Below are 23,130 nucleotides of genomic sequence, written 5' to 3'. Positions count from 1 at the left end.
TGCCGGGTTACTCGCGTGAGCCGAGCTGGACGGTCCGTGCGCGCAGTGCGGCGCTGACGGGCAGCACCGTGCCCATCACGGCGAGCAGGGTGGACACGACGGCGACAGCGATGACGATCACATACGGCACCACGATCGGTGTCGAGCCGAACAACTGGAGCAGCGCACTCCACAGACCTCCCAGGTTGACTGCCGTGGCCACGAAGGCCAGCACCACACCGATGGCGGAGACCAGCAGGGCCTCGGCGAGGAAAAACCGGACGACCTGCCTCGGCGTGGCACCTGCCAACCGCAGCACCGCCAGGTCGCGGCGCCGGTCTGCCGTCGCCATGAGGAGCGTGTTGAGGATCGCGATGAAGCAGAAGATCATGATGATCACCGCGGTGGAACGCTGCCGCACCTCCGTGAGGTGACGTGCGTACGCGCTCTCGGAAGCGACCAGCTGGTCCCTCGTCATGAACTTGGCTCCGCTGCCGGCCACCGCCTTGCGGATCCGTGCGGTAACCGCGGCGTGATCGGCTCCGGAGTCCAGGGTGATGTAGGCACGCCGGGCGAGGCCGTCCCGGGCGTAGCCGGCCGACTTGGCGAACCGCGGCGTCAGGTAGGCCACGTCCTCGCCCCGCAGCGCCTTGTAGGTCGCCGCGACCCGCAGCTCGACGTGCTCGCCGTCGGCCATCTCCACGTCGAGCTTCTCGCCGACGTCCTTGTGCCACAGATCGGCCACGGCCGTGCTGTTGTCGTCGAGATCGTCCAGGGACCCGTCGATGATCTTCAGGTCCATCGCCTTCTTCAGCGCGGCGGGGTCGACGACGAGCCCGTCGTCCGCGTCGTACCGGTTCTCGTCCTTGGTGTAGACGGTGGTGAGGATGGGCGCCGCGATGTGCACGCCTTCGATCGCCGCGACGCGGTCGATCACCTTCGGGCTGATGCCCGGAGTGCCGTCGGGCGCCAGCGCGTACTGCGAATTGACCTGGTTCTGGAAGCCGTTGTCACGAGCGGCGCCGAGCGAGTCGGTGGCGGCGAGAAGCGAGAAGGTGAGCCCGACGGTGAGCAGGACTGGCGCCGCGGTGGCGGCGGTACGCCGTCGTGAGGTCAGCGCACTCTCGCGTACCAGCATCGCGGTGGGGCCCGAAGCTCCCCGGAAGGGCAGCATCAGCACCTTGGTGAGCGGTCCGACGACCAGCGGTGCGAGCACCGCGGCGGCCAGGACCGGCACCGTCAGCGAGATGACGTAGACAGTGGGCGAGAGCACGCTCGTCGGCGAGCCGATGGCGATCCACGCCGTCCACCCCACACCGCCCGCCAGGGCGACGACACCGAGCAGCGCCCGGCCGGGCGTCACCCCCGTATCATCGACCGACGCTTCACGCAGCGCCTCGACGGGACGGATGCCGCCGGCCCTGTGTGCCGCGGTCGCCGCACCGCCGACCGCCACCAGGAGACCGATCAGGAAGGCTGCGGCGAGGGGTGCCAGTACGGTCCAGCGCAGTGAGGGTGCCACCGTGAACCACTCCGGCGAGATGTCCATCGCCTTGAGCATGTCGGCGAGCAGCTGCGCACCGAACAGCCCCAGGACCGCGCCGACGGCGGAGGCGACGATGCCGACGAGCAGCGCCTCGTTGCGGACCATCTTGCGCACCTGCTTGGGGGTGGCGCCGACGGTACGCAGCAGCGCGACCTCCCGGCGGCGCTGGACGACGGCGAAGGCGAAGGTGGAGGCCACCACGAAGATCGCGGTCACGCCCGCGACGCCGGCCATCACCGGCACCAGCGTGATGGTGTTGTCCAGCGTCTCGCGGTCCTGGGCCTCGCTGGCATCCGCCTTGTGCCGGTCCTGGCCGGTGAGCACCGCGGCACTGTCGCCGACGGCGGCCCGCACATCGGCCACCGGGCCGAGCGCCACCAGGGACTCGATGCGCGGGGAGAGCCGGGCGGCCTCCGCGTCGCTGAAGAAGACAGCGTTCTCCCAGCCGACCGGGTCGACCGTGCCGCTGACCGTGTACTGCTCGACTCCAGAGGCGGTCAGAACCGTCACCTTGTCACCGGTACGCGCCTGGTCGGACGCGACCACGACGTCCTTGGCGCCGGAGGGCTCCTTTCCGTCGGTCAGCACGTAGCCGCCGAAGCGTGCCACCGGCCAGGGGTGTCCCACCTGATCCGCGGGGCCGCCCTCCAGTTGGGCGTAGAAAGCGCGGTCGACCACGGTCTCGCCGGTGGCGGCGACCTTCTCGCTCAGCTCGGGCGAGATTCCGTGGGCGGCCGCGAGCGACCGGACGCCGAGGTCGTGATGGGCGGGGTTCCACTCCGGGTCGGAGGCCTGTACCACGGCGGGCGCCTCGGCGAACCGTTCCACCGGCCGGTCCGGCAGGTCGAGCATGGCCATGATGAGTACGCCCATGGCCGCGACCTGCGCGACGCCGAGCACCAGTGCCACGATGGTGCCGAGGAACGACACCCACCGTGTCCGCAGGGTCTGGAATGCAACCCTGATCACTGGGACACCGCCAGGTCCGTCATCCGCGCGGCGACCGCCTCGGCGGTGGGCGAGCGCAGCTCACCGACCAGGCTGCCGTCGGCGAGGAAGAGCACCGTGTCCGCGTACGCCGCCACGTTGGGGTCGTGCGTGACCATCACGATCGTCGTGGTCACCCGCTCCCCGCGGCCCGGGACTGGCAGGACGCCGGGATCCTGCACGGGCGCACCGGCCAGCTGACGTAGCGTGTCGAGCAGTTCGCGACCCGTGGTGAGGTCGAGCGCACCGGTGGGTTCGTCGGCGAAGAGCACGGCGGGCCGGGCCACCAGCGCGCGGGCGATGGCGACACGCTGCTGCTGGCCGCCGGAGAGCTGGCTGGGCCGGCTGCCCGCCTTCTTCTCCAGCCCCACCTGGGCGAGTGCCTGCTGCACGACCTGGCGCTTGGGCTTGCGCCCGGCCAGCCGCATCGGCAGCGCGACGTTCTGCTCAGCCGTGAGGGACGGCAGCAGGTTGAAGGCCTGGAATATGAACCCCGTGGTGTCGCGGCGGAGTTCGGTGAGCTGGGTCTCGTTCAGCCCGACGATGTCCGTGCCGTCGATGAACACCCTGCCCGATGTGGGTCTGTCGAGTCCGGCGGCGCACTGCAGAAGAGTCGACTTGCCGGAGCCCGACGGGCCCATGATCGCGGTGAAGCTACCGCGGGGGAAGGACAGGCCGATCTCGCGTAGCGCCGTCACCGCGCTGTCACCGGATCCATAGGTCTTGGTCAGCGACTCGAGCCGAACTGCGTCATCCATCGATTCTCCGCGATTGCAGGGTGGTGAAGGGATCGGCCGTCGGCCCGTCCGCGACGGCAAGAAGCTCGGGCTGTGGGAGCGGTGCGCTGTCCTGCCTGTCCTTAACTGCCGTACCCCGCGTGGTGAAGACCCACGGCGGCGACCAGAGCGAGCAGCACCATCACTACTGACTTCGGCTCGTCAGGGTGAACTTTGGCGAGCCGAAGTCAGTAACCGGCAGAGATGATCGTAGTGGTCGTGGACGCCGGTGCTGTCGTCGGTGGTGCAGCCTTGGCCAGCTGGATCGTGCCGTCGGTGCCGGTGGACGGCACCGGTTGGTATCCGGCGCCGCGGTAGAGGTCGAGGTTGCCGTGGCTGGCGGCGCCGGTGAACAGCACGATGCGGCGGCAGTCCGGTTCGGCCGCGGTTTCCGCGGTGTTCAGCAGCCACCGGCCCAGCCCGTGGCCGCGCAGGTCCGGTACGACGGCGAGGCGGCCGACATGCCAGTCGGTGTCGATGCGGCGGGTGCGGACCATGCCCAGGAGGCGGCCGTCCAGCCACAGGCCCGTGGTGTGCCAGGTCGCCAGCCACCCGCGGACCTGCTCCGGTGACTCGTGCAGGGCCGGGAGGTCCAGCGTGCCGTTGGCGATGGCCTCCTCCACCCAGCAGCACCGCTGCAGCACGGTGACCGCCGCGGCATCGTCCGGGTGCAAGCGCCGGGTGTACGAGCCCGGCAGCGGACCGGGGAGCGCTCCGGTCGCGGCCGGCTCGCGCATCGGCCGCAGCGCGTGGGCCAGGCGGACCAGTTCGTCCAGCACACGGAGGGCCGCCGCGTCAAGAGGGGCGGTCGGCCGCACGCGGCCATGCTCAGTCGCATCGGCGATGCGGATGGCGACCGTTGCGCCCAGCGGCACGAGGCGCAGAGTCGACACCACCTGCTTGGCGTGCTGCACCGATCGGGTGCCGGCCGAGGTGTTGCCGTAGCTGACGAAGCCGATCGGCTTCCATGCCCACTCGCGGCTCAGGTAGTCCAGCGCGTTCTTCAACGTCGCGGGCATGCCGTAGTTGTACTCCGGTGTCACCACGACGAAGCCGTCCGCCGCGTCGACCAGCGCGCTCCAGCGGCGCGTGTGCTCGTGCCGGTAGACGCCCGACGACGGGTGCTCCTCCTCGTCGAGGAACGGCAGCCCGAGGTCGGCGAGCGCGACCGGCACAAGTTCGGCACCGAGTTCCGCAGCGCGAGGCATGAGCGTGTCGACCAGCCACTGTCCGATGGCGGGGCCGAGGGCGCCCGGCCGGGTGCTGCACACGAGCACGAGAATTTTGAGCGATTTCGTTGACATGGAAATGAATCTAGGCCTAGATTAGTTACATGTCAACGAAAAATCCGGCGGCAGTGCACTGGCTGAACCCGGACGAGGAGCGGGCTTGGCGTGCGTTCCGTCGCGTGATGATCGCCGTCCAGTCCTCCACCGCGCAGGACCTAGCCGCGATCGGGCTGTCCGAGGCCGACTATGAGGTGCTGAGCACGCTGTCCGAGCGGCCAGGCCACACGAGCACGCTGCACGAGCAGGCCGACAAGATGGGCTGGTCACGCAGCCGCTTGTCCCGGCACGCGACACGGATGGAAGCACGCGGGCTGCTACGGCGGGCACCCGACCCGACCGACGGCCGGGGCTGTCTGCTGGTGCTCACCGATCAGGGTATGGACACGCTCCGCCACGCCGCGCCCGCCCACCTCGCCTCGGTACGCCGCCACTTCGTCGACCGCCTCGCTCCGGATGACCTCGTCGCGATCGAGCGGCTGGCGGAGAAACTCGCGTGAAACACCCGGCGTAGCACGGGAGGCGGGGCGGTGCCGCCTGCCCCGGTCCTGGTGGTACGGAAGGGTCCCCACTCCCCCCGTGCGGAGTGGGGACCCCTCCCCCGTTCCCGTCGGCCGCCTCCCCGGCGGTCAGAGGCCGAACGGCCAGATGAGGCCCTTGTTCATGGTGATGAGCACGACCAGCACCATCAGGTCGGCCGCGCCGAGCACCAGGCCCGCGATCGCCCGGACGGGACGCTCGGTGCCCCGGACGAGCGCCATGCCGCCGAGGACCAGGGCGAAGGGGCCGAGCACGATGTTGAAGGCCAGCAGGCCGACCAGGCCCAGTGCGAACGAGGCCACGGCCATGCCGTCGGAGCCGTCCGAGCCCGACCGGGCTCCCCTGGCGCGCAGTTCGCGGTCACGAGCGGGCACGTAGGAGTTCATGGGTGGGTTCCCCCCTGGGAGACGTGGGTCAGCGGTGGCGGTGGCGCCCGACGCGCTCGCGGACGTAGAACGCGAGCAGCCAGGCACCGACCACGCCCGCGGCGACGAGGAAGACGGGGAGCGGGGTGTAGGAGACGGTGCCCAGGAGGATTCCCATGGCGACCAGGACGACGAGGAGGGTCACGGACGGGTGCCTTTCTCGGTTGCCGGACGGCACTGCGGGATGCGGACGTCGGAACTCAGTGAACAACTGGAAGAACAGTTGTTCACTGAGTCGGTAGCCTACTCTCGCACAACTCGGCGAACAGCTGTTTACTGGATGACATGAGTCACACCCTCGGGGCCCGCGAGGCCCAGAAGCAGCAGACCCGGCGGGCCCTCCTCGACGCGGGCCTGCGCCTGCTGGAGAACCAGAGCCTGAGCAGCCTGGGACTGCGCGAGGTCACCCGCGAAGTGGGCGTCGCGCCCGCCGGGTTCTACCGGCACTTCCGCGACATGGGCGACCTCGGGGTGGCCCTGGTCGCCGAGTCGCTGGGCAGCCTGCACGCCATGATCCGGGCGATCCTCGCCGAGCAGGACGACGCGGAGGAGGTCATCGCGCACTCCGTCCGCCTCATCGCCCGGCACGTGCGCGACCACCGGCCGCACATCCGCTTCATCGCCCGCGAGCGGCACGGCGGGGTGCAGGCCGTCAGGGAGGCCATCGCCGCCGAACTCTCGCTCTTCGCCGACGAGGTGGCCGAGGCGCTCGGCACGCAGCCCGTCTCGCACGGCTGGTCACCCGAGGACGTGCACATGCTCGCCGAACTGTACGTCGACCGCATGCTGATGACGGCGATCGCCTTCATGGAGGCGCCGGCCGGCGACGCCGCGGCCGAGGAGGACGCCACGCGACGGGCCCGCAAGGAGCTCTACCTGATCCACCTGGGGCGACGCCACTGGCTGGACACCTGAGGGGAATCGACACTTGCGGATCCGCTTCGCGAGCGACCGCTTCGTGCACGAGGGCGGCTCGCGCTGGGCCGTCCACGGCCACCTCAGCATGCACGGCATCAGCCGCTCGGTGACGCTGGACACCGACTACCTGGGGTTGGCGACCGGCGGCTATGGCGAGGAGTTGCGGTGCGCGGCCCTCGCCACCGCCGAACTGCACCGCGACGACTACACCCTCAACTGGCAGAGCATGCTGGCGCGGGGCATCGCGGTGGTGGGCCCGACCATCAAACTGGAACTCGACGTCCAGGCCATGTTCTCCCGCCACGACACCCCGACGCCGCCGGAGTAGCCGCCGTGCGCCTCCTCAGCCCGCGGAGGGCGGAGGCGTGATGACGCCGAAGGCCGCGCCCTGCGTGTCGACGACCTGGGCGAAGCGCCCGACCTCCGGCACCTCCGTCGCGGGGACGCGGATCGTGCCGCCGGCCGACACGGCCTTGGCCAGGGTGGCGTCGCAGTCGGTCACCTCGAAGTACGGCAGCCAGTGCGCGCCCGCGCCGGCCGCGAGCATCTGCTCGTCGAGCTGCATGACGCCGCCGTGGGCGTCGCTCTCGCCGCCGCCCGCCGGGGAGACCAGGGTGTAGGCGGCGCCTGGCATCCCGGAGTCCTCGGTCCGCCAGTCGAAGACCGAGCGGTAGAAGGCCAGTGCCGCGGGCGCGTCCGTGGTGAAGAGCTCCGTCCAGTACAGCGTCCCGGGTTCATCGACGACGTCCAGGCCCTTGTTCTCGCCCGGCTGCCACACGCAGAAGCGGGCCCCGGCCGGGTCGGCGTACGCCGCCATCCGCCCGAGGCCGAAGACGTCCATGGGGGAGAACCGCACACCGCCGCCCGCCTGCTCGACGGACTTGGTGGTGGCGTCGGCGTCGGCCGTCTGGAAGAACGGCTCCCAGGCCGCGGTCGTGACACCGGGTTCGTTGTTCGGTCCGATGCCGGCGACGGTCCGGCCGGCGATCCGGAACATGCCGTAGCCGCCCGCCTCCGGACCGGCCGAGAGGTGGTCCCAGCCGAAGACCTCGCGGTAGTAGGCCACGGAGGCGTCGATGTCGGGAGTGCCCAGGTCGAGCCAGTTGGGCGCGCCGGGTACGTAGTCGGTGCTGAGCATGGGGTGCTCCTTCGACGGGGGTGCTGTGCCCTGGTGACTCCCAGTCTTGCAGCGGGCACTGACAGTGCCCCCGTGTCGCCTCGTCAGCTCTGCCCGGGCTGGCTGGCGATGACCGCGAACAGCGCGCCGAAGGGGTCCGCGAGGTGCGCGAAGCGGCCGACGCCCTCGGTGTGCCGGGGCGCCATGACGACCGTGCCGCCGAGCTGCCCGGCCTTGGCCACCACCGCGTCGGCGTCCTCGACCTCGAAGTACGGCAGCCAGCGCGGGGTGACGCCGGCCTCCCGCATCTCGCCGGTGATCTCCACGATCCCGCCCAGGGAGGCCTCCCGGCCGCCGCCCGAGGTCGACAGCACGCTGTACCTGGTCGTGCCGAGCGGCACGTCCTGCGTCTGCCATTCCAGGACCGCGCCGTAGAAGGCGCCGGCCGCCGCGGCGTCCGGCGCGTACAGCTCGGCCCACCCGAGGCTGCCCGGCTCGCTGACCACGTCGAGGCCCTTGGTGTCGCGGGGCTGCCACACGGCGAACTCCGCTCCCCCGGGGTCGGTGAAACCGGCCATCCGGCCGTTGGTGAAGACGTCGAAGGGCGCGACGCGCACGGTGCCGCCCGCCTGCTCGACCGCCTTGGCGGTGGCGTCGGCGTCGGCCGTCTGGAAGTAGAGCGTCCAGGAGGACCGCATGCCCTTCTCGCTGAGCGGCCCGAAGGCGGCCACGGTCTTCCCGCCGATGCGGAAGAAGCCGTAGCCGCCGGCCTCGGGCCCGAGCGGCTGCGCGTCCCAGGAGAAGAGCCCGGTGTAGAAGGAGACCGCCGCCCCGGTGTCCGGGCTGCCGAGGTCGATCCAGTTCGGCGCGCCGTTGACGTACTGGGTGGTGAGCATGGCGGTCTCCTTGGCCTGCGTGCGTGCCCGGTGCTGCCGTGGTCCCGATGTCCGTCCTCAGTCTGGCACCGGTGCCCGGCTCGCGCCGGGCGGCGTCACTTCCCCTGGGTGAACGCCTCGTACGCCTTGAGCACCTCGTCCGTGGGGCCGTCCATCCGCAGCGTGCCGTGCTCCAGCCAGATGGCGCGGTCGCAGGTGTCGCGGATGGACTTGTTGTTGTGGCTGACCAGGAAGACGGTGCCGGCCTCCTTGCGGAGCTCGCGGATCCGCTCCTCCGAGCGCTTGCGGAACCGGTTGTCACCGGTCGCGAGCGCCTCGTCGATCATGAGGACGTCGTGGCTCTTGGCCGCGGCGATCGAGAAGCGCAGACGGGCCGCCATGCCGGAGGAGTACGTCCGCATCGGGAGCGAGATGAAGTCGCCCTTCTCGTTGATCCCGGAGAACTCCACGATCTGCTCGTAGCGCTCCCGCACCTCGTCCTGCGACATGCCCATCGCCAGGCCGCCGAGCATGACGTTGCGCTCGCCGGTCAGGTCGTTCATCAGGGCCGCGTTCACACCGAGCAGCGAGGGCTGCCCCTGGGTGTACACCTTGCCGCTCTCCGCGGGCAGCAGCCCCGCCACCGCCTTGAGCAGGGTGGACTTGCCCGAGCCGTTGGAGCCGATCAGCCCGATGGACTCGCCCCGGTGGGCGGTGAAGCTCACGCCGCGCACGGCGTGCACGGTGCGGACGTTCGGGTTGGCCCCCTTGCGGCGGACCAGCCGCGACAGGGCGTTGACCGCGGTACCGCGGCCGCTGCCCGCGCCGTGCACCCGGTAGACGATGTGCAGGTCGTCCACGATCACGGTGGGGACGCGCTCGCCGCCCGGGGCGGTGTCGATGTGCTCAGCCACGGCCGTACCTCTCCTCAGCCTTCCAGAACCACACGAAGCCCCCGAGGCCCATGACCAGCGCCCAGCCCAGGGCGACCGCCCACACGTGGGGCGGCAGCTGCTCGGAGGTGAAGCTGTCGATCAGCGCGAAGCGCATCAGGTCGATGTAGACCGCCGCCGGGTTCAGGCCGAGCAGGATCTTCACGGCCTGCGGCGCGTGCGCCGCGACGTGGCTGATGCTGTACATCACACCGGAGGTGTACATCCAGGTGCGCAGGATGAACGGCATCAGCTGCGCGAGGTCGGTCATCTTGCTGCCGAGCCGCGCCATCACCATCGCCAGGCCCGCGTTGAAGACCGACTGCAGCAGCAGCGCCGGGATCACGAGCAGCCAGGACGGGCCGGGCACCTCGCCGGTCATCAGCACGATGGCGAAGAGCACGAGCATCGACATCAGCAGCTGCTGCAGCTGCATGATCGTCTGCGCGATCGGCAGGCTGGCGCGGGGGAAGTGCAGGGCCCGCACCAGGCCGAGGTTGCCGGAGATGGCACGGACGCCCGCCATCACCGAGGACTGGGTGAAGGTGTAGACGAAGATGCCGGTGACCAGGAACGCGATGTAGTTGTCGACGCCGCGGTCGGTGCCCAGCAGCAGGCCGAAGATCAGGTAGTACACGGCCGCGTTGAGGAGCGGGGTCAGCACCTGCCACAGTTGGCCCAGGCGGGCCCGCGTGTACTGCGCCGAGACGCGGGCGGTGGCGTACGAGGTGATGAAGTGCCGACGTCCCCACAGCTGCCGCACGTAGGCGCCCAGGCCGGGACGGGCCCCGCTGACCGTGAGGCCGTGCCTGGCCGCCAGCTCTGCGGGGGACGGCGCCGGGGCGCCGGGCGGCGCGGTCGCCGCTGAGGAGGACTCGATGTCAAGGCTCACGAGGGTGGCGCTTCCGTTCGGGGGGTGAGGCGCGAGGGGGCGATGATGCGCCGACGGAACGAGACCGTATCGTCGTTACCAGGACGTTAGACCACACGAGCGTTGGAACGCAACCGTTCCGTCCCGTCGTCGCGTAGGCTGCCGGACATGGCACCGGACACCGCACCCCCACGACGCGCCCCCGCCGGGGCGGCAGTGCTCCGAGACGATGTCACGGAGGCGATCCGCGCGGCCGTCTTCGCGGAACTCGCCGCGGTCGGGTACGGACGGATGTCCATCGAGGGCATCGCGCGGCGCGCGGGCGTCGGCAAGGCCGCCGTCTACCGGCGCTGGCGCTCCAAGCTTCCGCTCGTCCTCGACGTGGTCTCCGCCGTCGCGGCGGTCGGGATGCCGGCGCCCGCCACGGGCAGCCTGCTGGGCGACATCCGGATGCTGCTGGAGGTGACGGCGCGGGCGCTGCGGCACCCCGTCGCCTCGCAGATCATCCCCGACCTGCTGGCGGAGGCCGCCCGCCACCCGGAGATCGCCGAGACCCTGCAGACCGCGCTGCGGGACACCCAGCGCGGCATCGCCACGGCCATCGTCGAGGCCGCCGTCGAACGCGGCGAGCTCCCCGCCGGCACGGACTGCGACCTCGCCCTCGACCTCATCGCCGGTCCCCTCTACTGGCGCCTCGCGGTGCTCCGTTCCCCCCTCACCCCCCGCTACCTCGACCGCCTCGCCGTCGCCACGGTCGCCGCCCTGGCGGCCTCGGCCTGACGCCCGCGCGCACCGGGCCGGCGAACGGCCGGGGCCGCCCGCCGGCCCGGTGCGGTCGGCGGGCGGCCCCGTGGCGGTCGCGTCCCGCGCGGGCCGCGGCCCGGTCAGATCGTGGACGCGTCGATCACGAAGCGGTAGCGCACGTCGCTCGCGAGGATGCGCCGGAAGGCCTCGTTGATCCGGTCGGCGGGGATCAGCTCGATCTCCGCGCCGATGCCGTGCCGCGCACAGAAGTCCAGCATCTCCTGGGTCTCCGCGATGCCGCCGATCAGGGAACCGGCTATGGTCCTGCGGCCGTTGATCACGGAGAACAGGTCCAGGGAGATCGGCTCCTCGGGCAGGCCGAGGTTCACCAGGGCGCCGTCGGTCCTCAGCAGCTTGAGGTAGGCGCCGAAGTCGAGCGGTGCCGAGACGGTGGACAGGATGGTGTCGAAGGTGCCCTCGAGCTCCTCGAACGTCCTCGGGTCGCTGGTGGCGCGGTAGTGGTCGGCGCCCAGCCGCAGTCCGTCGTCCTTCTTGCTCAGGGACTGCGAGAGCACCGTCACCTCGGCGCCGAGCGCATGGGCGATCTTGACGGCCAGGTGACCGAGGCCGCCCATGCCCAGGACCGCCACCTTCCTGCCCGGTCCGGCCCCGAAGTGCCGGAGCGGGGAGTAGGTGGTGATGCCGGCGCAGAGCAGGGGCGCGGCCACGTCCAGGGAGAGGCCGTCCGGGATGCGCAGGACGTAGTTCTCGTCGACGACGACGGTCCGGGAGTAGCCGCCGTACGTCGGCTCGCCGTCCCTGCCGACCGCGTTGTACGTGAAGATCATGCCGCCGCCCGTGCAGTACTGCTCCAGGCCCGCCCTGCAGTTGTCGCAGGTACGGCACGAGTCGACCATGCAGCCGACCCCCACCCGGTCACCGACCTCGAACTTCGTGACACCTGGGCCGACTTCGGAGACGACGCCGGCGATCTCGTGGCCGGGGACCATCGGGAAGATCGCCTCACCCCAGCCCTCGTCGACCTGGTGGATGTCGGAATGGCAGATGCCGGAGTACTTGACGTCGATCAGGACGTCGAACTCGCCGACCGCGCGACGCCGGATGGTGGTGCGCTCCAGCGGGGACTTGGGGGCGTGAGCGGCGTACGCGTGGGTGGTGCTGGTCATGTCCGTGGTCTCCTCATGGATCGGTGCCGTGACGCTCGGTGATCTCGGCAGGCGGCGGCGGCCTCGATGCGCTCGGGGACGCCGTCCGCGGGAGGGAGGGGGACCGGGAACGGGGGCTCGGCTGGATCCGTGCCTGCCCGGTGGGCCTCCGAGATCCAGGACACCACGCGGCAACCGGGCCGCGGGGGCCGCTTTCGGGCCCTGACCTGCCGGGGAATCGGCTGCGTAGGACTCGGCGACCCCCTTTCCCGGGTCGCCCGCGCCACCTCGCGAGCGAGAATGGACGCATGGCCCGCAACGTCGAGCTCAGCGAGTTCCTGCGTCGATCACGCGCCCGCATCAGCCCCGAATCGGCCGGGCTGCCCGAACGGGGCGCCTACCGGCGGGTGCCGGGGCTGCGCCGCGAGGAGGTCGCCCAACTGGCAGGAGTGAGCACCGACTACTACACGCGGCTGGAGCAGGGGCGGCAGATCAGCCCCTCGGCCGGCGTGCTGGAGGCGGTGGCCGCCGCGCTGCGGCTCGACGCCGCGGAACGTGCCCACCTGTTCGACCTCACCGGGCCCAAGCCCGGTACCGCCCGCCGCCGCTCGGCACCGACCGTCCAGCGCGTCAGGCCCGGGATGCGCCGGTTCATGGACTCCTTCGTCGACCAGGCCGCCTTCGTGCTCGGGCGCCGCACCGACGTGCTGGCCGCCAACCACCTGGCCCGCGCGCTGATGGCGGATTTCGACGCCATGCCGGCACGCGAGCGCAACCTCACCCGCTGGATCCTGCTGGACGAGGCCGCCCGCGCCCTGTACCCGGACTGGGAGCAGGTCGCCGCCGAGATGACCGCCACCCTCCGTCTCGACGCCGGCCGCCACCCCGAGGACACCCGCACCGCCGAGCTGGTGGGCGAACTGGCCATGAAGAGCGAGCACTTCCGCCGCTGGTGGGCCGACCACAAGGTCTTCGACCGCACCCACGGGAGCAAGCGCCACCACCACCCCGTCGTCGGCGACCTGACCGTCGAGTACCAGGCGTTCACGATGCCGGGCGAGCCCGACCAGACCCTGTTCATGTACCTGCCGGCTGCGGAGCAGGCCTCGCAGGACGCATGGAAGCTGCTCGCGAGCTGGAGCGCCCGGGAGCCGAAGGCACCACGGGACACCGGCGGGCACGACGACGCTCCCGCCCGCGCCGGCACCACCCGGGGGTTCGACCGGCGTTCCGCCTGACGGCGTCCCGCGGGGGACGACGCGGCGGTGCCGCGGCCGGTGCCGCGCTTCAGCCGCGGGGGACGGCGAAGTCGTCGAGGCGGGCGTGTTCCGGGGTGAGGGAGGACCAGGGGCCGGGCCAGGCCAGGACGGCGAGGGCCGAGGTCGGGAACTTGTCGGCGGCGCGGAGGAGGGCGTCCGCGCGGGCCTCGCCCGTCAGGCGCAGGACGAGGTCCTGGACGCCGGGGTTGTGGCCGACCAGCAGAAGGGTCCCGGCGTCCTCGGGTGCCTCGCGCAGGACGTCGAGAAGGGCGCGGGCAGGGGCCGCGTAGACCCGCTCGTCGAGGCGCACCGGCGCGGGCGCCCGGGCGCCCAGTGCCTCCGCGGCGAGTTCCCAGGTCTCCTGGGTGCGCCGGGAGGTCGAGCAGATCACCAGGTCGGGCGTGTGCCCGGCCTCGCGCAGCCAGCGGCCGACGGCCGGGGCGTCGCGGCGGCCGCGGGGGCCGAGGGGACGTTCGTGGTCGGGGACGTCCGGGGGCCAGGCGGACTTGGCGTGCCGCAGCACGACGAGCCGTCGCGCTCCCCCCGCGCGGCGCCTCACGACCGCACCCCGCCGACCTCGCCGGTCAGCTCCAGGGCGAGCACGCGGTCCGCCCGGGCGAACGTCTCGAAGCGGGAGCCGTCCGGCAGGGCGGTCTCCTCCAGCCGGTCCAGGGCCGCCAGGCAGGCGGCGGTGTCGAGGTCCGCGCGCAGGGCCGTCTCGATGCGTTCGACGTACTCGGCGCACATGGCCTTGGACGGCGACCGCGCCCAGCGGGCCACCGCGCCGCGCCAGTGCCGCAGTCCGTCCTCCGCCGCCTCGACGGCTCGCGGGGTCAGCTCCGCGGGGGCCCGGCGGTCCAGCCGGAGCAGCGCGAGCCGTACCGCGGGGCCGGGAGCGGCCACCTCGTCCGGGTGAGCGGGTCCGACGTCCAGGCGGGGGCCGCCGGTGTCCGTGCCCGCCGGGGCGACGTGCACCCGGGCCGGTCCGGCGAGCGCCTCCTCGACCTCGTGCTCGGTGTCGCAGCGGGCCTCGCGTGGCCTGATGCCCAGCGCCGCGGCGGCGGCGTCGAGTGCGGGGTCGGCCGGGCCCACCACGGCGACCAGCGCCTGCCCGCCGTAGGTCTCCGCGGTGCGCGCCAGCACGTCCGCGACCAGCAGCACCCGCAGCGCGGCCGTCCCGCCCACGTCGCCGGTGTGGGCCAGCACCCGCAGCGGCGCGCGCCGCCCCGGGTCGAGTTCCACGGGCTCGCCGTTCCTGCCGTCCACGATGCGCAGCACGCCTTCGAATCTAACCCGTGCGGCCCACCGGCGCAGGTGCCTTCGCGGGTGACGGGGTCTCGCGTGACGCTCGGGCCACGGGTGACGGCGCCCCGCGGACCGCCCCCGCATCCCCTGGGCGCGTACCCGGACGGGACGCATGTCGCGCGGCCGTGAAGTGCCGTGCACGCCGGGGGACTTCCGGCCGGCCGATGCCGGACCCGTGCGCGCCGACGGGCTGTCGGCCGCGCGCACCGTCCGGCCGCGGCCCGGCGGACGTACGTGGCGGTCGCCCGTCCGGCCGCGGTCGGACGGGCGGGCGGGCGGAGCGCGTCCGTGGCGTCGCCGCCCGCCGAAACGCCGGTGGAGCACACGCGGCAGCGCCTCCAGGCAGTCGGGAGGGATCTCACCTCGGAAGGGCGTCGGACCTGCTCATCGCGGGGCTCGGCACCACGTCCCGCGCGGACCGGGACGACTCAGGCCGCGCGCACGGCCGTTCCGGACGCGGGGACGGCGACGGGCCCGCCGGCGCCCGACCACGCCCGGTGCGTGGGCTCTTCGCCCGATGGCGGCCGGGTCCGCGCACGGCTGCCGCCGTCCGGATCTGCCGCGGCGGTCAGTCCCCGGCGGGCGCAGAGGTGTCGCGGTCGGGCCCCTGGGCGCGGACGCGCTGGACGTGCTCAAGGGAATCGCGCAGGTCGCCGAGCCAGGTGTCGGTGTTTCCGAGGACGAGGCGGACGCACCAGGCGAGGGCCTCGCTGCGGCTGCGGGCGACACCGCCCGCGACGAGGGTGTCGAGGACCTGCCGCTCGGGCTGGCGCAGCCGGGTCATGACGGGGACGGAGACGGTGGTGTACATGGCCCGGCGCCCGCCGCACTCCACGCCCCACGAGACCTTGCGCCCGAAGCGGTGCTCCGCCTCGCGGGCAACGGCGACGCGGTCCTCGCGGGTGCGCTCCCGGAACTCCGCGATCCGCCCGTCGAGCGCGGCCTCGCGTTCCACGGCCGACGCCTCGGCGCCGACCGCGGGCGCGGGGATGCGGCCGACGACGGTGATCTCCTCGCGGTCGACGGTCACGTCCACGAGCGCCTCGAAGAGCCCTTCGGGGAGCCGCCCGGCGAGCCAGCCGCGCAGCGCTTCCTTCTGCTCGCTGGTAATCATGTAATCAACATTACGCCTCGGATTTCCGAGCGCAAGAGGCCTGCGAAACTCGCGTCCGAGGCGTCGCGCTGTCCCCGGGCGCGACTTACAGTTGCGCGTATCAGAGCAGAACGGGGGATTCGCCACGCGGCGCCTCTGGGAGGGCATATGACCCGCATCTCGGTGAAGGTGGACGGCACGGCCTACGAGGACGAGGTGGAGCCCCGCCTCCTGCTCGTCCATTACCTGCGGGACCGGCTCGGCCTGACCGGTACCCCCGTCGGGTGCGACACCACGAACTGCGGTGCCTGCACGGTGGACCTCGACGGTAAGAGTGTGAAGAGCTGCTCGGTGCTCGCCGTCCAGGCCGACGGCGGCGAGGTGACGACGATCCAGGGCCTGGCCTCCGCCGACGGCGAGTGGCACCCGCTGCAGAGGGCCTTCCACGAACAGCACGCGCTGCAGTGCGGCTTCTGCACTCCCGGCATGATCATGGCCGCCCGCGACCTGCTGCGGGAGAACCCCGACCCCACACCCGAGGAGGTCCGCGAGGGACTGGAGGGCAACCTCTGCCGCTGCACGGGCTACATGAACATCGTGCGCGCCGTGCTGGCGGCCGCCGCCGAGGAACGCCGGCACCGGGCGCCCGAGCCCGGCGCCGTCGCGGAGCACGCCGAGCCGAGCGCGGCCGGGAGCGGGGCGCCGGTATGACCGACCAGCTCACCGGACGCGAACCCGAGGTCGGCCGGGCCCGGGTCCGCAAGGAGGACGCCAGGCTGGTGACCGGCCGGACCAACTGGACCGACAACATCACCGTCCCGGGCCTGCTGCACATCGCCATCCTGCGCAGCCCCATGGCGCACGCCCGCATCGAGCGGATCGACGTCACGCCCGCCCTGGAGCGGCCGGGGGTCGTCGCCGCCTACAGCGGCCGGGACCTGGCCGAGGGGCTCGGGTCGCTGCCGTGCGCCTGGCCCGTCACCGAGGACATCGTGCTGCCCGAGCACCCGCCGGTCGCCGTCGACGAGGTCCGCCACACCGGCGACCCGGTCGCGGTCGTCGTCGCCCGGGACCGCTACGCGGCCGCCGACGCGCTGGAGGCGATCGACGTCGACTACGAGCCGCTGCCCCCCGTCCTCGACATGGAGGCGGCGCTCGCCGAGGGCGCTCCGCTGGTCCACGCCGACAAGGGGACCAACCGCTGCTACACCTGGCCGCTGGCGACCGGCGAGGACTACGCGACGGTGCGCGAGCGGGCCGACGTGGTGCTGCGCCGGCGCTTCGTGCAGCAGCGGCTCATCCCCAACGCCATGGAACCGAGGGCCGTCGTGGCGGTCCCGCCGGACACCTCGGACCAGTACACCCTGTACTCCGCGACGCAGATCCCGCACATCGTGCGGGTGATGATGGCCGTCGTCACCGGCATCCCCGAGCACCGGCTGCGCGTCGTCGCGCCGGACGTCGGCGGCGGCTTCGGCTCCAAGCTCCAGGTCTACGGCGAGGAGGCGATCGGCCTGGCCGTCGCCCGCAAGCTCGGCCGCCCCGTGAAGTGGACGGAGTCCCGGTCGGAGGGCTATCTGGCCACCCACCACGGCCGCGACCAGATCCAGGACCTCGAACTCGCCGCGACGCGCGAGGGCAGGCTGCTCGGACTGAAGGTCGACCTGCTCGCCGACATGGGCGCGTACCTGATGATCGTGACGCCGGGCGTCCCGCTGCTCGGCGCGTTCATGTTCCCCGGCATCTACAAGATGGACGCCTACGACTTCACCTGCACGGGCGTCTTCACCACCAAGACCCCCACCGACGCGTACCGCGGCGCGGGCCGCCCCGAGGCGACGTTCGCCATCGAGCGCATGATGGACGAACTCGCCGCCGAACTCGGCATGGACCCGGTCGAGGTGCGCCGCCGCAACTGGATCGGCCACGACGAGTTCCCGTACACCACCATCGGCGGCCTCACCTACGACAGCGGGAACTACGAGTCGGCGACGGACAAGGCGCTCGCCCTCTTCGGCTACGACGACCTGCGGTCCGAGCAGCGCAAGCGCGAGGAGCGCGGCGACCCGGTGCGGCTCGGCATCGGCGTGTCGACGTACACCGAGATGTGCGGGCTCGCGCCCAGCCGGATCCTGCGCGACCTGCGCTACGGCGCGGGAGGTTGGGAGGCGGCGTCCATCCGCATGCTGCCCACCGGCAAGGTCGAGGTGCTGACCGGTACCAGCCCGCACGGCCAGGGCCATGTGACGAGCTGGAGCCAGATCGCGGCGGACGTGCTGGGCGTGCCCTTCGAGGACGTCGAGGTGCTGCACGGCGACACGCGCACGGTGCCGCAGGGCATGGACACCTACGGATCGCGCTCGCTGGTGGTGGGCGGGGTGGCCGTGCACCGCGCCGCGCGGAAGGTGGTGGACAAGGCCCGCAAGGTCGCCGCGCACCTGCTGGAGGCGAGCGAGGACGACCTGGACTTCGCCGACGGCGTCTTCTCGGTCAAGGGCTCCCCGGACGCGCGCAGGACCATCCAGGAGGTGGCGTTCGCGACGTTCACCTCGCACGACCTGCCCGACGGGCTGGAACCGACGATCAACGCCGAGCACGTGGAGGACCCGGAGGCCTTCTCCTACCCGCACGGCACGCACCTGTGCGCGGTGGAGGTGGACACCGAGACCGGCCGGGTCCGGATCCGCAGTTACGTGTGCGTGGACGACGTCGGAAAGGTCGTCAACCCGATGATCGTGGAGGGCCAGGTGCACGGCGGTCTCGCCCAGGGCATCGCCCAGGCCCTGTTCGAGGAGGCCGTGTACGACGCGGAGGGCAACCTGGTGTCCGGCACCATGGCCGACTATCTGGTGCCCTGCGCCGCCGACCTGCCCGACTTCCTCACCGACCGCACCGAGACGCCGGCGACCACCAACCCGCTGGGCGTGAAGGGCGTCGGCGAGGCCGGGACGATCGCCTCGACCCCCGCGGTGGTCAACGCCGTGGTCGACGCCCTGCGCCCGCTGGGCGTCACGGACGTGCAGATGCCGTGCACGCCGGAACGGGTCTGGCGGGCCCTGCGGGACGCGCGGTCCGCCCGGCCGGAGGAGGACGGCTCATGATCCCCGCGTCGTTCGACTACGCCAGGCCCCGCTCCGTGGAGGAGGCGGTGAGGCAGCTCGCGCTCGCCGGGGAGGACGCGAAGGTGCTGGCCGGCGGCCAGAGCCTGCTGCCGATCCTGCGGATGCGGCTCGCCTTCCCCGAACTCCTCGTGGACGTCGGCCGGATCCCCGGCCTGCGCGGGGTGCGAGCCGACGGGGACACCCTCGTCATCGGCGCCCTGACCTCGCACCACGATGTCGTGCACGACCCGCTGGTGCGGCGGCACGCCGGGCTGCTGGCCGCCGCCACGGCCACGGTGGCCGATCCGGCGGTGCGGCACCGGGGCACGATCGGCGGCTCCCTCGCCCATGCCGACCCGGCCGGGGACGTGCCCGCGGCCGTCCTCGCGCTGGACGCCGAGCTGGTCGTCCAGGGCCCGGACGGGCGGCGGAGCGTCCCGGCGCGGGAGTTCTTCACCGACTACCTGCAGACGGCGCTGCGGCCGGACGAACTGCTGGTGGAGGTGCGGGTGCCCAAGGCCGACGCATGGGGCTTCCACTACGAGAAGTTCCAGCTCAGCGCCCAGGCCTGGGCCGTGGTGGGGGTGGCCGCGCTGGTGCGGCGCGACGACGGCCGCATCGTCGAGTCCCGTGTCGGTCTGTCCAACATGGGGCCCACCCCGGTACGCGCCACCGCCTGCGAGGCGGCACTCGCGGGCGCCGACGCCGCGCCGCAGGCGGTGGCCTCGGCCGCCGACAGCGCGGCGGAGGGCACCCGGCCGGCGTCCGACCTGTCGGCGTCCGCCGAATACCGAGGGCACCTGGCGAGGGTGCTGACCCGCAGGGCGGTCCTGGCCGCGGCGGACCTGACATGAGGAGCGGACGCAGCGCATGACCTGGCCGGCGCACGGGAATCCGCCGGGGTGGACCACCGCGGCGGGCCCCTCCTGCGGGCCGCTTCCCGTCACGACGGCACGCGCCGGGGCGGTGGGACCCCACGGCCCCGGCGCCCCGCGTTCCGACCCGGGCCCGGCCCCCGCCCCGGCCCCTGGGGCCTCCGGGACTCCCCCGGCCGCGCCCGCGGCCGGGGCCGCGCCGGGGATCGCCGGTCCCGAGCAGATGCGGGCCCGTCTGGAGGAGACCGGCTACCTGGTCGACGACGGCCTCGCCGTCGCCTGCTATCTGGCGCTCGCGCTGCACCGCCCGATCTTCTGCGAGGGCGACGCGGGCGTCGGCAAGACCGCGCTGGCGCACGCGCTGGCCGAGGCGCTCGGCGCGCCGCTGATCCGGCTGCAGTGCTACGAGGGCATCGACGCGTCGCAGGCGCTGTACGACTGGGACTTCCCGCGGCAGTTGCTGCACCTGCGGGCGGCCGAGGCGGCCGGCGTGAGCGACCCGGGAACGCTGGAGGGCGAGCTCTACAGCCGGCGCTTCCTGCTCGCCCGGCCGCTGCTGCGGGCCCTGGAGACCACCCCCTCGGTGCTGCTGGTCGACGAGATCGACCGCGCGGACGACGAGTTCGAGGCCTTCCTGCTGGAACTGCTGTCGGAGTACTCCGTCACCGTCCCCGAACTGGGCACCCTGCGGGCGCAGTCGCCGCCCGTGGTGGTGCTGACGTCCAACCGGACCCGCGAGGTGCACGACGCCCTCAAGCGGCGCTGCCTGTACCACTGGTTCGAGCACCCCGGCTTCGATCGGGAGCTGGCGATCGTACGGCGCCGGCAGCCGCACGTGGCGGCGCGGCTCGCGGCGCAGGTGACCGCCGTGGTGCAGTGCCTGCGGGAACAGGATTTGGTGCGGCCGCCCGGGGTGGCGGAGACCATCGACTGGGCTGAGGCGCTGGCAGCGCTGGGCGCGACGGAACTCGACGCGGACCTGGCGATGACCACCCTCGGCTCGGTGCTGAAGTACCGCGAGGACGCGGAGCGGGCGCGCTCGCTCGACCTGTCGGAGATCCTCGCCGCGCGGGCGGGCGGGTCGCGGTGAGCACGGTGCGCACGGCGACGGCGGACGGCACGGCGGGGGTGGTGGGCTTCGCCCGCGCCCTGCGGGCCGCCGGGGTGCCGGCCGGCCCCGACCGGGTGGCCGCGTTCCTGGCCGCGCTCGGCCGGCTCGACCCGGGGCGGCGCCGCGACGTGTACTGGGCGGGGCGGCTCACGCTGTGCGGCGGGCCTGATGACCTGGAGCGCTACGACCGGGTCTTCGCGGCCTTCTTCGACGGCGAACGGCCGCCGCGCCGGGTGCGTCCGGCGGCCCGCCCGGTGCGCCCGCCCGCGGTGCCGCGGGCCGAGCCCGGGGAGCGGACCACCGAGGAGGGTGGAGGACCCACCGCGACCGCGCTCGCCAGTGCGACGGAGGTGCTGCGGCACCGTGACGTCGCCGTACTGACCGCGGTCGAGCGGGCCCAACTGAACCGGCTGCTGGCGGTGTTCGCCCTCGACGGCGAGCCGCGCCGCAGCTCCCGGCGCCGTCCGGCACGCCGTGGTGGTGTGGATCCGCGCCGTACCGTGCGGGAGTTGCTGCGCCGGGGCGGGGAACCGGCCGTCCTGCTGCGGCGGGCCCCGGCCCGCAAGCCGCGCCGGGTGGTGCTGCTGCTGGACGTCAGCGGGTCGATGGCCCCGTACGCGGACGCGCTGCTGCGGTTCGCGCACGCCGCCGCGCACGGTTCGCGCGGCCGTACGCCCACCGAGGTCTTCACCCTCGGCACGCGGCTGACCCGGGTCACCCGCGAGATGGCGCGCCGAGACCCGGACGCGGCGCTGGCCGCGGTCGGCGCGGCGGTGCCCGACTGGAGCGGCGGCACCCGGCTCGGGGAGACCCTGCGGGCGTTCCTCGACCGCTGGGGCGCGCGGGGGACGGCGCGCGGCGCGGTGGTCGTGCTGCTGTCGGACGGCTGGGAGCGCGGCGACCCCGCCCTGCTGGCCGCGCAGATGCGGCGGCTGGCTCGGCTGGCGCACCGCGTGGTGTGGGCCAACCCGCGCAAGGCCAGACCGGGGTACGCCCCGCTGGCGGCGGGGATGGCGGCGGCGCTGCCGAGCGTCGACGCCTTCGTGGAGGGGCACAGTCTGGGCGCGCTGGAACGTCTGGCCGCCGTGGTGAGAGGAGCCGACGGTGCGTGAGATCCTTCCTGCGCTGGACGACTGGTACGCCTCGGGAACCCCCTTCGGGCTGGCCACGGTGGTGGCGGTGAGCCGCAGCGCGCCGCGCGGGCCGGGCGCGGCCATGGCGGTGGGGCCCGGTGACGAGGTCGTCGGCAGCGTCTCCGGGGGCTGTGTGGAGGGCGCGGTCTTCGAACTGGCCAAGGAGGTCGTCGCCTCGGGCGAGGCCCGGCTGCACACCTTCGGCTACAGCGACGCCGACGCCTTCGAGGTGGGGCTGACCTGCGGCGGCGAGATCACCCTCCTGGTCCGTCCGGTCTCCCCTGCCACGGACGCGGGCTTCGGCGAGGTCGCGGCCTCCGTCGCCGCGCACCGCCCGGTGGTCACCGCGACGGTGCTCGACGGCCCCGCGCCGCGCGGCGCCACGCTCACGGTGTGGCCGGACCGGGTGGCCGGCACTCTCGGCTCGACGGGCCTGGACGCGGCGGTCACCGACGACGCCCGGGGCGAGCTGGCCCAGGGCGCGACCGGGCAGCGCCACTACGGCCCGCACGGCGAACGGCGCGAGGACGACGTGACGGTCTTCCTGCAGTCCTTCGCCCCGCCGCCGCGGATGCTGGTGTTCGGCGCGATCGACTTCGCGGCGGCGGTGGCGCGCATCGGGCTGTTCCTGGGCTACCGGGTGACCGTCTGCGACGCGCGTCCGGTCTTCGCGACCCCGAAGCGCTTCCCCGAGGGTGTGGAGGTCGTCGTCGACTGGCCGCACCGCTACCTGGGCGGCACGGAGACCGACGACCGCACGGTGGTCTGCGTCCTCACCCACGACCCCAAGTTCGACGTGCCCCTGCTGGAGGTCGCGCTGCGCCGCCCCGCCGCGTACATCGGCGTCATGGGCAGCCGGCGGACGCACGACGACCGGCTCAAGCGGCTGCGCGACACGGAGATGGATCCGGCCGAACTGGCCCGGCTGCGCTCGCCGATCGGCCTGGACCTGGGCGCGCGCACCCCCGAGGAGGTCGCGGTGTCGATCGCCGCCGAGATCATCGCGCTGCGCTGGGGCGGCAGCGGCACCCCGCTCTCGGGCACGGCCGGCGCGATCCACCCCCCGGTGCTCAGGCCGGTGTGACGAGGAG

23 protein-coding genes and 1 pseudogene are annotated in these 23,130 nt (G+C 73.0%); 11 read left to right on the top strand and 13 right to left on the bottom strand.

The window, feature by feature from the left end; all coding sequences use genetic code 11:
• Nucleotides 1-7 precede the first annotated feature (7 nt).
• The 3 genes from B085_RS0108155 to B085_RS41720 all read right to left on the bottom strand — a co-directional run bounded on the left by B085_RS0108155 (nucleotide 8) and on the right by B085_RS41720 (nucleotide 4,592).
• Nucleotides 8-2,494, bottom strand: coding sequence for an FtsX-like permease family protein (locus tag B085_RS0108155; protein ID WP_026250792.1), 2,487 nt, complete (start codon nucleotides 2,492-2,494; stop codon nucleotides 8-10).
• The gene (locus B085_RS0108150; protein WP_018558081.1) at nucleotides 2,491-3,270 is read right to left on the bottom strand and encodes an ABC transporter ATP-binding protein; all 780 of its coding nucleotides are present in this window, start codon (nucleotides 3,268-3,270) and stop codon (nucleotides 2,491-2,493) included. The genes B085_RS0108155 and B085_RS0108150 overlap by 4 nt, the downstream gene beginning before the upstream one ends.
• A gap of 206 nt (nucleotides 3,271-3,476) precedes the next feature.
• Complete coding sequence (locus B085_RS41720; RefSeq protein ID WP_037731440.1) at nucleotides 3,477-4,592, bottom strand: bifunctional NAD(P)H-dependent oxidoreductase/GNAT family N-acetyltransferase; 1,116 nt, start codon at nucleotides 4,590-4,592, stop codon at nucleotides 3,477-3,479.
• 29 nt (nucleotides 4,593-4,621) lie between these two features.
• On the opposite strand from B085_RS41720, the gene B085_RS0108140 reads away from it, so the two are divergent.
• Nucleotides 4,622-5,074, top strand: coding sequence for a MarR family winged helix-turn-helix transcriptional regulator (locus B085_RS0108140; protein WP_026250791.1), 453 nt, complete (start codon nucleotides 4,622-4,624; stop codon nucleotides 5,072-5,074).
• A gap of 129 nt (nucleotides 5,075-5,203) precedes the next feature.
• Here B085_RS0108140 and B085_RS0108135 read toward each other — a convergent pair whose 3' ends face one another.
• Entirely contained in the window at nucleotides 5,204-5,500 is a 297-nt protein-coding gene (locus B085_RS0108135; RefSeq protein WP_018558078.1) for a DUF4190 domain-containing protein, read from the bottom strand.
• Nucleotides 5,501-5,528: 28 nt separating this feature from the next.
• On the bottom strand, nucleotides 5,529-5,684 hold the full coding sequence (locus tag B085_RS49195) for a hypothetical protein (protein WP_018558077.1): 156 nt from the start codon (nucleotides 5,682-5,684) through the stop codon (nucleotides 5,529-5,531).
• Nucleotides 5,685-5,824: 140 nt separating this feature from the next.
• Here B085_RS49195 and B085_RS0108125 point away from each other — a divergent pair, with 140 nt between their 5' ends.
• Both B085_RS0108125 and B085_RS0108120 read left to right on the top strand, forming a co-directional pair.
• A complete protein-coding gene (locus B085_RS0108125) occupies nucleotides 5,825-6,454 on the top strand; it encodes a TetR family transcriptional regulator (protein WP_018558076.1) in 630 nt (209 codons plus the stop codon).
• 19 nt (nucleotides 6,455-6,473) lie between these two features.
• Nucleotides 6,474-6,785: pseudogene (locus B085_RS0108120) on the top strand (YceI family protein); the annotation flags it as partial.
• A 15-nt stretch (nucleotides 6,786-6,800) separates the two neighbouring features.
• On the opposite strand, the gene B085_RS0108115 reads toward B085_RS0108120, so the two are convergent.
• The 4 genes from B085_RS0108115 to B085_RS0108100 form a co-directional block, all read right to left on the bottom strand.
• Nucleotides 6,801-7,595 (bottom strand): VOC family protein, encoded by a 795-nt coding sequence (locus B085_RS0108115; protein ID WP_018558074.1) that lies wholly within the window; start codon nucleotides 7,593-7,595, stop codon nucleotides 6,801-6,803.
• Nucleotides 7,596-7,678: 83 nt separating this feature from the next.
• Nucleotides 7,679-8,470: a VOC family protein gene (locus B085_RS0108110; protein WP_018558073.1), complete on the bottom strand. Its 792-nt coding sequence runs from the start codon at nucleotides 8,468-8,470 to the stop codon at nucleotides 7,679-7,681.
• 95 nt (nucleotides 8,471-8,565) lie between these two features.
• Entirely contained in the window at nucleotides 8,566-9,363 is a 798-nt protein-coding gene (locus B085_RS0108105; RefSeq protein WP_018558072.1) for an ABC transporter ATP-binding protein, read from the bottom strand.
• Nucleotides 9,356-10,273 (bottom strand): ABC transporter permease, encoded by a 918-nt coding sequence (locus B085_RS0108100; protein ID WP_018558071.1) that lies wholly within the window; start codon nucleotides 10,271-10,273, stop codon nucleotides 9,356-9,358. The genes B085_RS0108105 and B085_RS0108100 overlap by 8 nt, the downstream gene beginning before the upstream one ends.
• 147 nt (nucleotides 10,274-10,420) lie before the next feature.
• On the opposite strand from B085_RS0108100, the gene B085_RS0108095 reads away from it, so the two are divergent.
• A complete protein-coding gene (locus B085_RS0108095; RefSeq protein WP_026250790.1) occupies nucleotides 10,421-11,032 on the top strand; it encodes a TetR/AcrR family transcriptional regulator in 612 nt (203 codons plus the stop codon).
• A gap of 104 nt (nucleotides 11,033-11,136) precedes the next feature.
• On the opposite strand, the gene B085_RS0108090 is transcribed toward B085_RS0108095, so the two are convergent.
• Nucleotides 11,137-12,183 carry an NAD(P)-dependent alcohol dehydrogenase gene (locus tag B085_RS0108090; RefSeq protein WP_018558069.1) on the bottom strand — a complete coding sequence of 349 codons (1,047 nt, stop codon included), beginning with the start codon at nucleotides 12,181-12,183 and terminating at the stop codon, nucleotides 11,137-11,139.
• 287 nt (nucleotides 12,184-12,470) lie between these two features.
• On the opposite strand from B085_RS0108090, the gene B085_RS0108085 reads away from it, so the two are divergent.
• Nucleotides 12,471-13,400 (top strand): helix-turn-helix transcriptional regulator, encoded by a 930-nt coding sequence (locus B085_RS0108085; RefSeq protein WP_018558068.1) that lies wholly within the window; start codon nucleotides 12,471-12,473, stop codon nucleotides 13,398-13,400.
• 49 nt (nucleotides 13,401-13,449) lie between these two features.
• Here the strand turns inward: B085_RS0108085 and B085_RS0108080 are convergent, their stop codons facing one another.
• The 3 genes from B085_RS0108080 to B085_RS0108070 all read right to left on the bottom strand — a co-directional run bounded on the left by B085_RS0108080 (nucleotide 13,450) and on the right by B085_RS0108070 (nucleotide 15,840).
• Entirely contained in the window at nucleotides 13,450-13,980 is a 531-nt protein-coding gene (locus B085_RS0108080) for a SixA phosphatase family protein (RefSeq protein WP_106434885.1), read from the bottom strand.
• The gene (locus tag B085_RS0108075; RefSeq protein WP_018558066.1) at nucleotides 13,977-14,699 is read right to left on the bottom strand and encodes a hypothetical protein; all 723 of its coding nucleotides are present in this window, start codon (nucleotides 14,697-14,699) and stop codon (nucleotides 13,977-13,979) included. The genes B085_RS0108080 and B085_RS0108075 overlap by 4 nt, the downstream gene beginning before the upstream one ends.
• A gap of 595 nt (nucleotides 14,700-15,294) precedes the next feature.
• Nucleotides 15,295-15,840 (bottom strand): hypothetical protein, encoded by a 546-nt coding sequence (locus B085_RS0108070; protein WP_018558065.1) that lies wholly within the window; start codon nucleotides 15,838-15,840, stop codon nucleotides 15,295-15,297.
• 147 nt (nucleotides 15,841-15,987) lie between these two features.
• Between B085_RS0108070 and B085_RS0108065 the strand changes: the two genes are divergently transcribed.
• The 6 genes from B085_RS0108065 to B085_RS0108040 are packed head-to-tail and all read left to right on the top strand — an operon-like array spanning nucleotide 15,988 to nucleotide 23,123.
• The gene (locus tag B085_RS0108065; RefSeq protein WP_018558064.1) at nucleotides 15,988-16,530 is read left to right on the top strand and encodes a (2Fe-2S)-binding protein; all 543 of its coding nucleotides are present in this window, start codon (nucleotides 15,988-15,990) and stop codon (nucleotides 16,528-16,530) included.
• Nucleotides 16,527-18,920: a xanthine dehydrogenase family protein molybdopterin-binding subunit gene (locus B085_RS0108060; protein ID WP_018558063.1), complete on the top strand. Its 2,394-nt coding sequence runs from the start codon at nucleotides 16,527-16,529 to the stop codon at nucleotides 18,918-18,920. The genes B085_RS0108065 and B085_RS0108060 overlap by 4 nt, the downstream gene beginning before the upstream one ends.
• Entirely contained in the window at nucleotides 18,917-19,774 is an 858-nt protein-coding gene (locus tag B085_RS0108055) for an FAD binding domain-containing protein (RefSeq protein ID WP_018558062.1), read from the top strand. Before B085_RS0108060 ends, B085_RS0108055 begins: the two co-directional genes overlap by 4 nt.
• Nucleotides 19,775-19,790: 16 nt before the next feature.
• Nucleotides 19,791-20,885 carry an AAA family ATPase gene (locus tag B085_RS41715; RefSeq protein WP_018558061.1) on the top strand — a complete coding sequence of 365 codons (1,095 nt, stop codon included), beginning with the start codon at nucleotides 19,791-19,793 and terminating at the stop codon, nucleotides 20,883-20,885.
• Nucleotides 20,882-22,018: a vWA domain-containing protein gene (locus tag B085_RS0108045; protein WP_018558060.1), complete on the top strand. Its 1,137-nt coding sequence runs from the start codon at nucleotides 20,882-20,884 to the stop codon at nucleotides 22,016-22,018. Before B085_RS41715 ends, B085_RS0108045 begins: the two co-directional genes overlap by 4 nt.
• Nucleotides 22,011-23,123, top strand: a complete 1,113-nt coding sequence (locus B085_RS0108040) for an XdhC family protein (protein WP_018558059.1) — start codon at nucleotides 22,011-22,013, stop codon at nucleotides 23,121-23,123. The genes B085_RS0108045 and B085_RS0108040 overlap by 8 nt, the downstream gene beginning before the upstream one ends.
• Nucleotides 23,124-23,130 lie beyond the last annotated feature (7 nt).

This window comes from Streptomyces sp. BoleA5 (genome assembly GCF_000373665.1).
Lineage (GTDB): Bacteria > Actinomycetota > Actinomycetes > Streptomycetales > Streptomycetaceae > Actinacidiphila.
The sequence above is the reverse complement of the archived record's forward strand: the minus strand, read 5'-3'. Positions and strand labels throughout refer to the sequence as shown.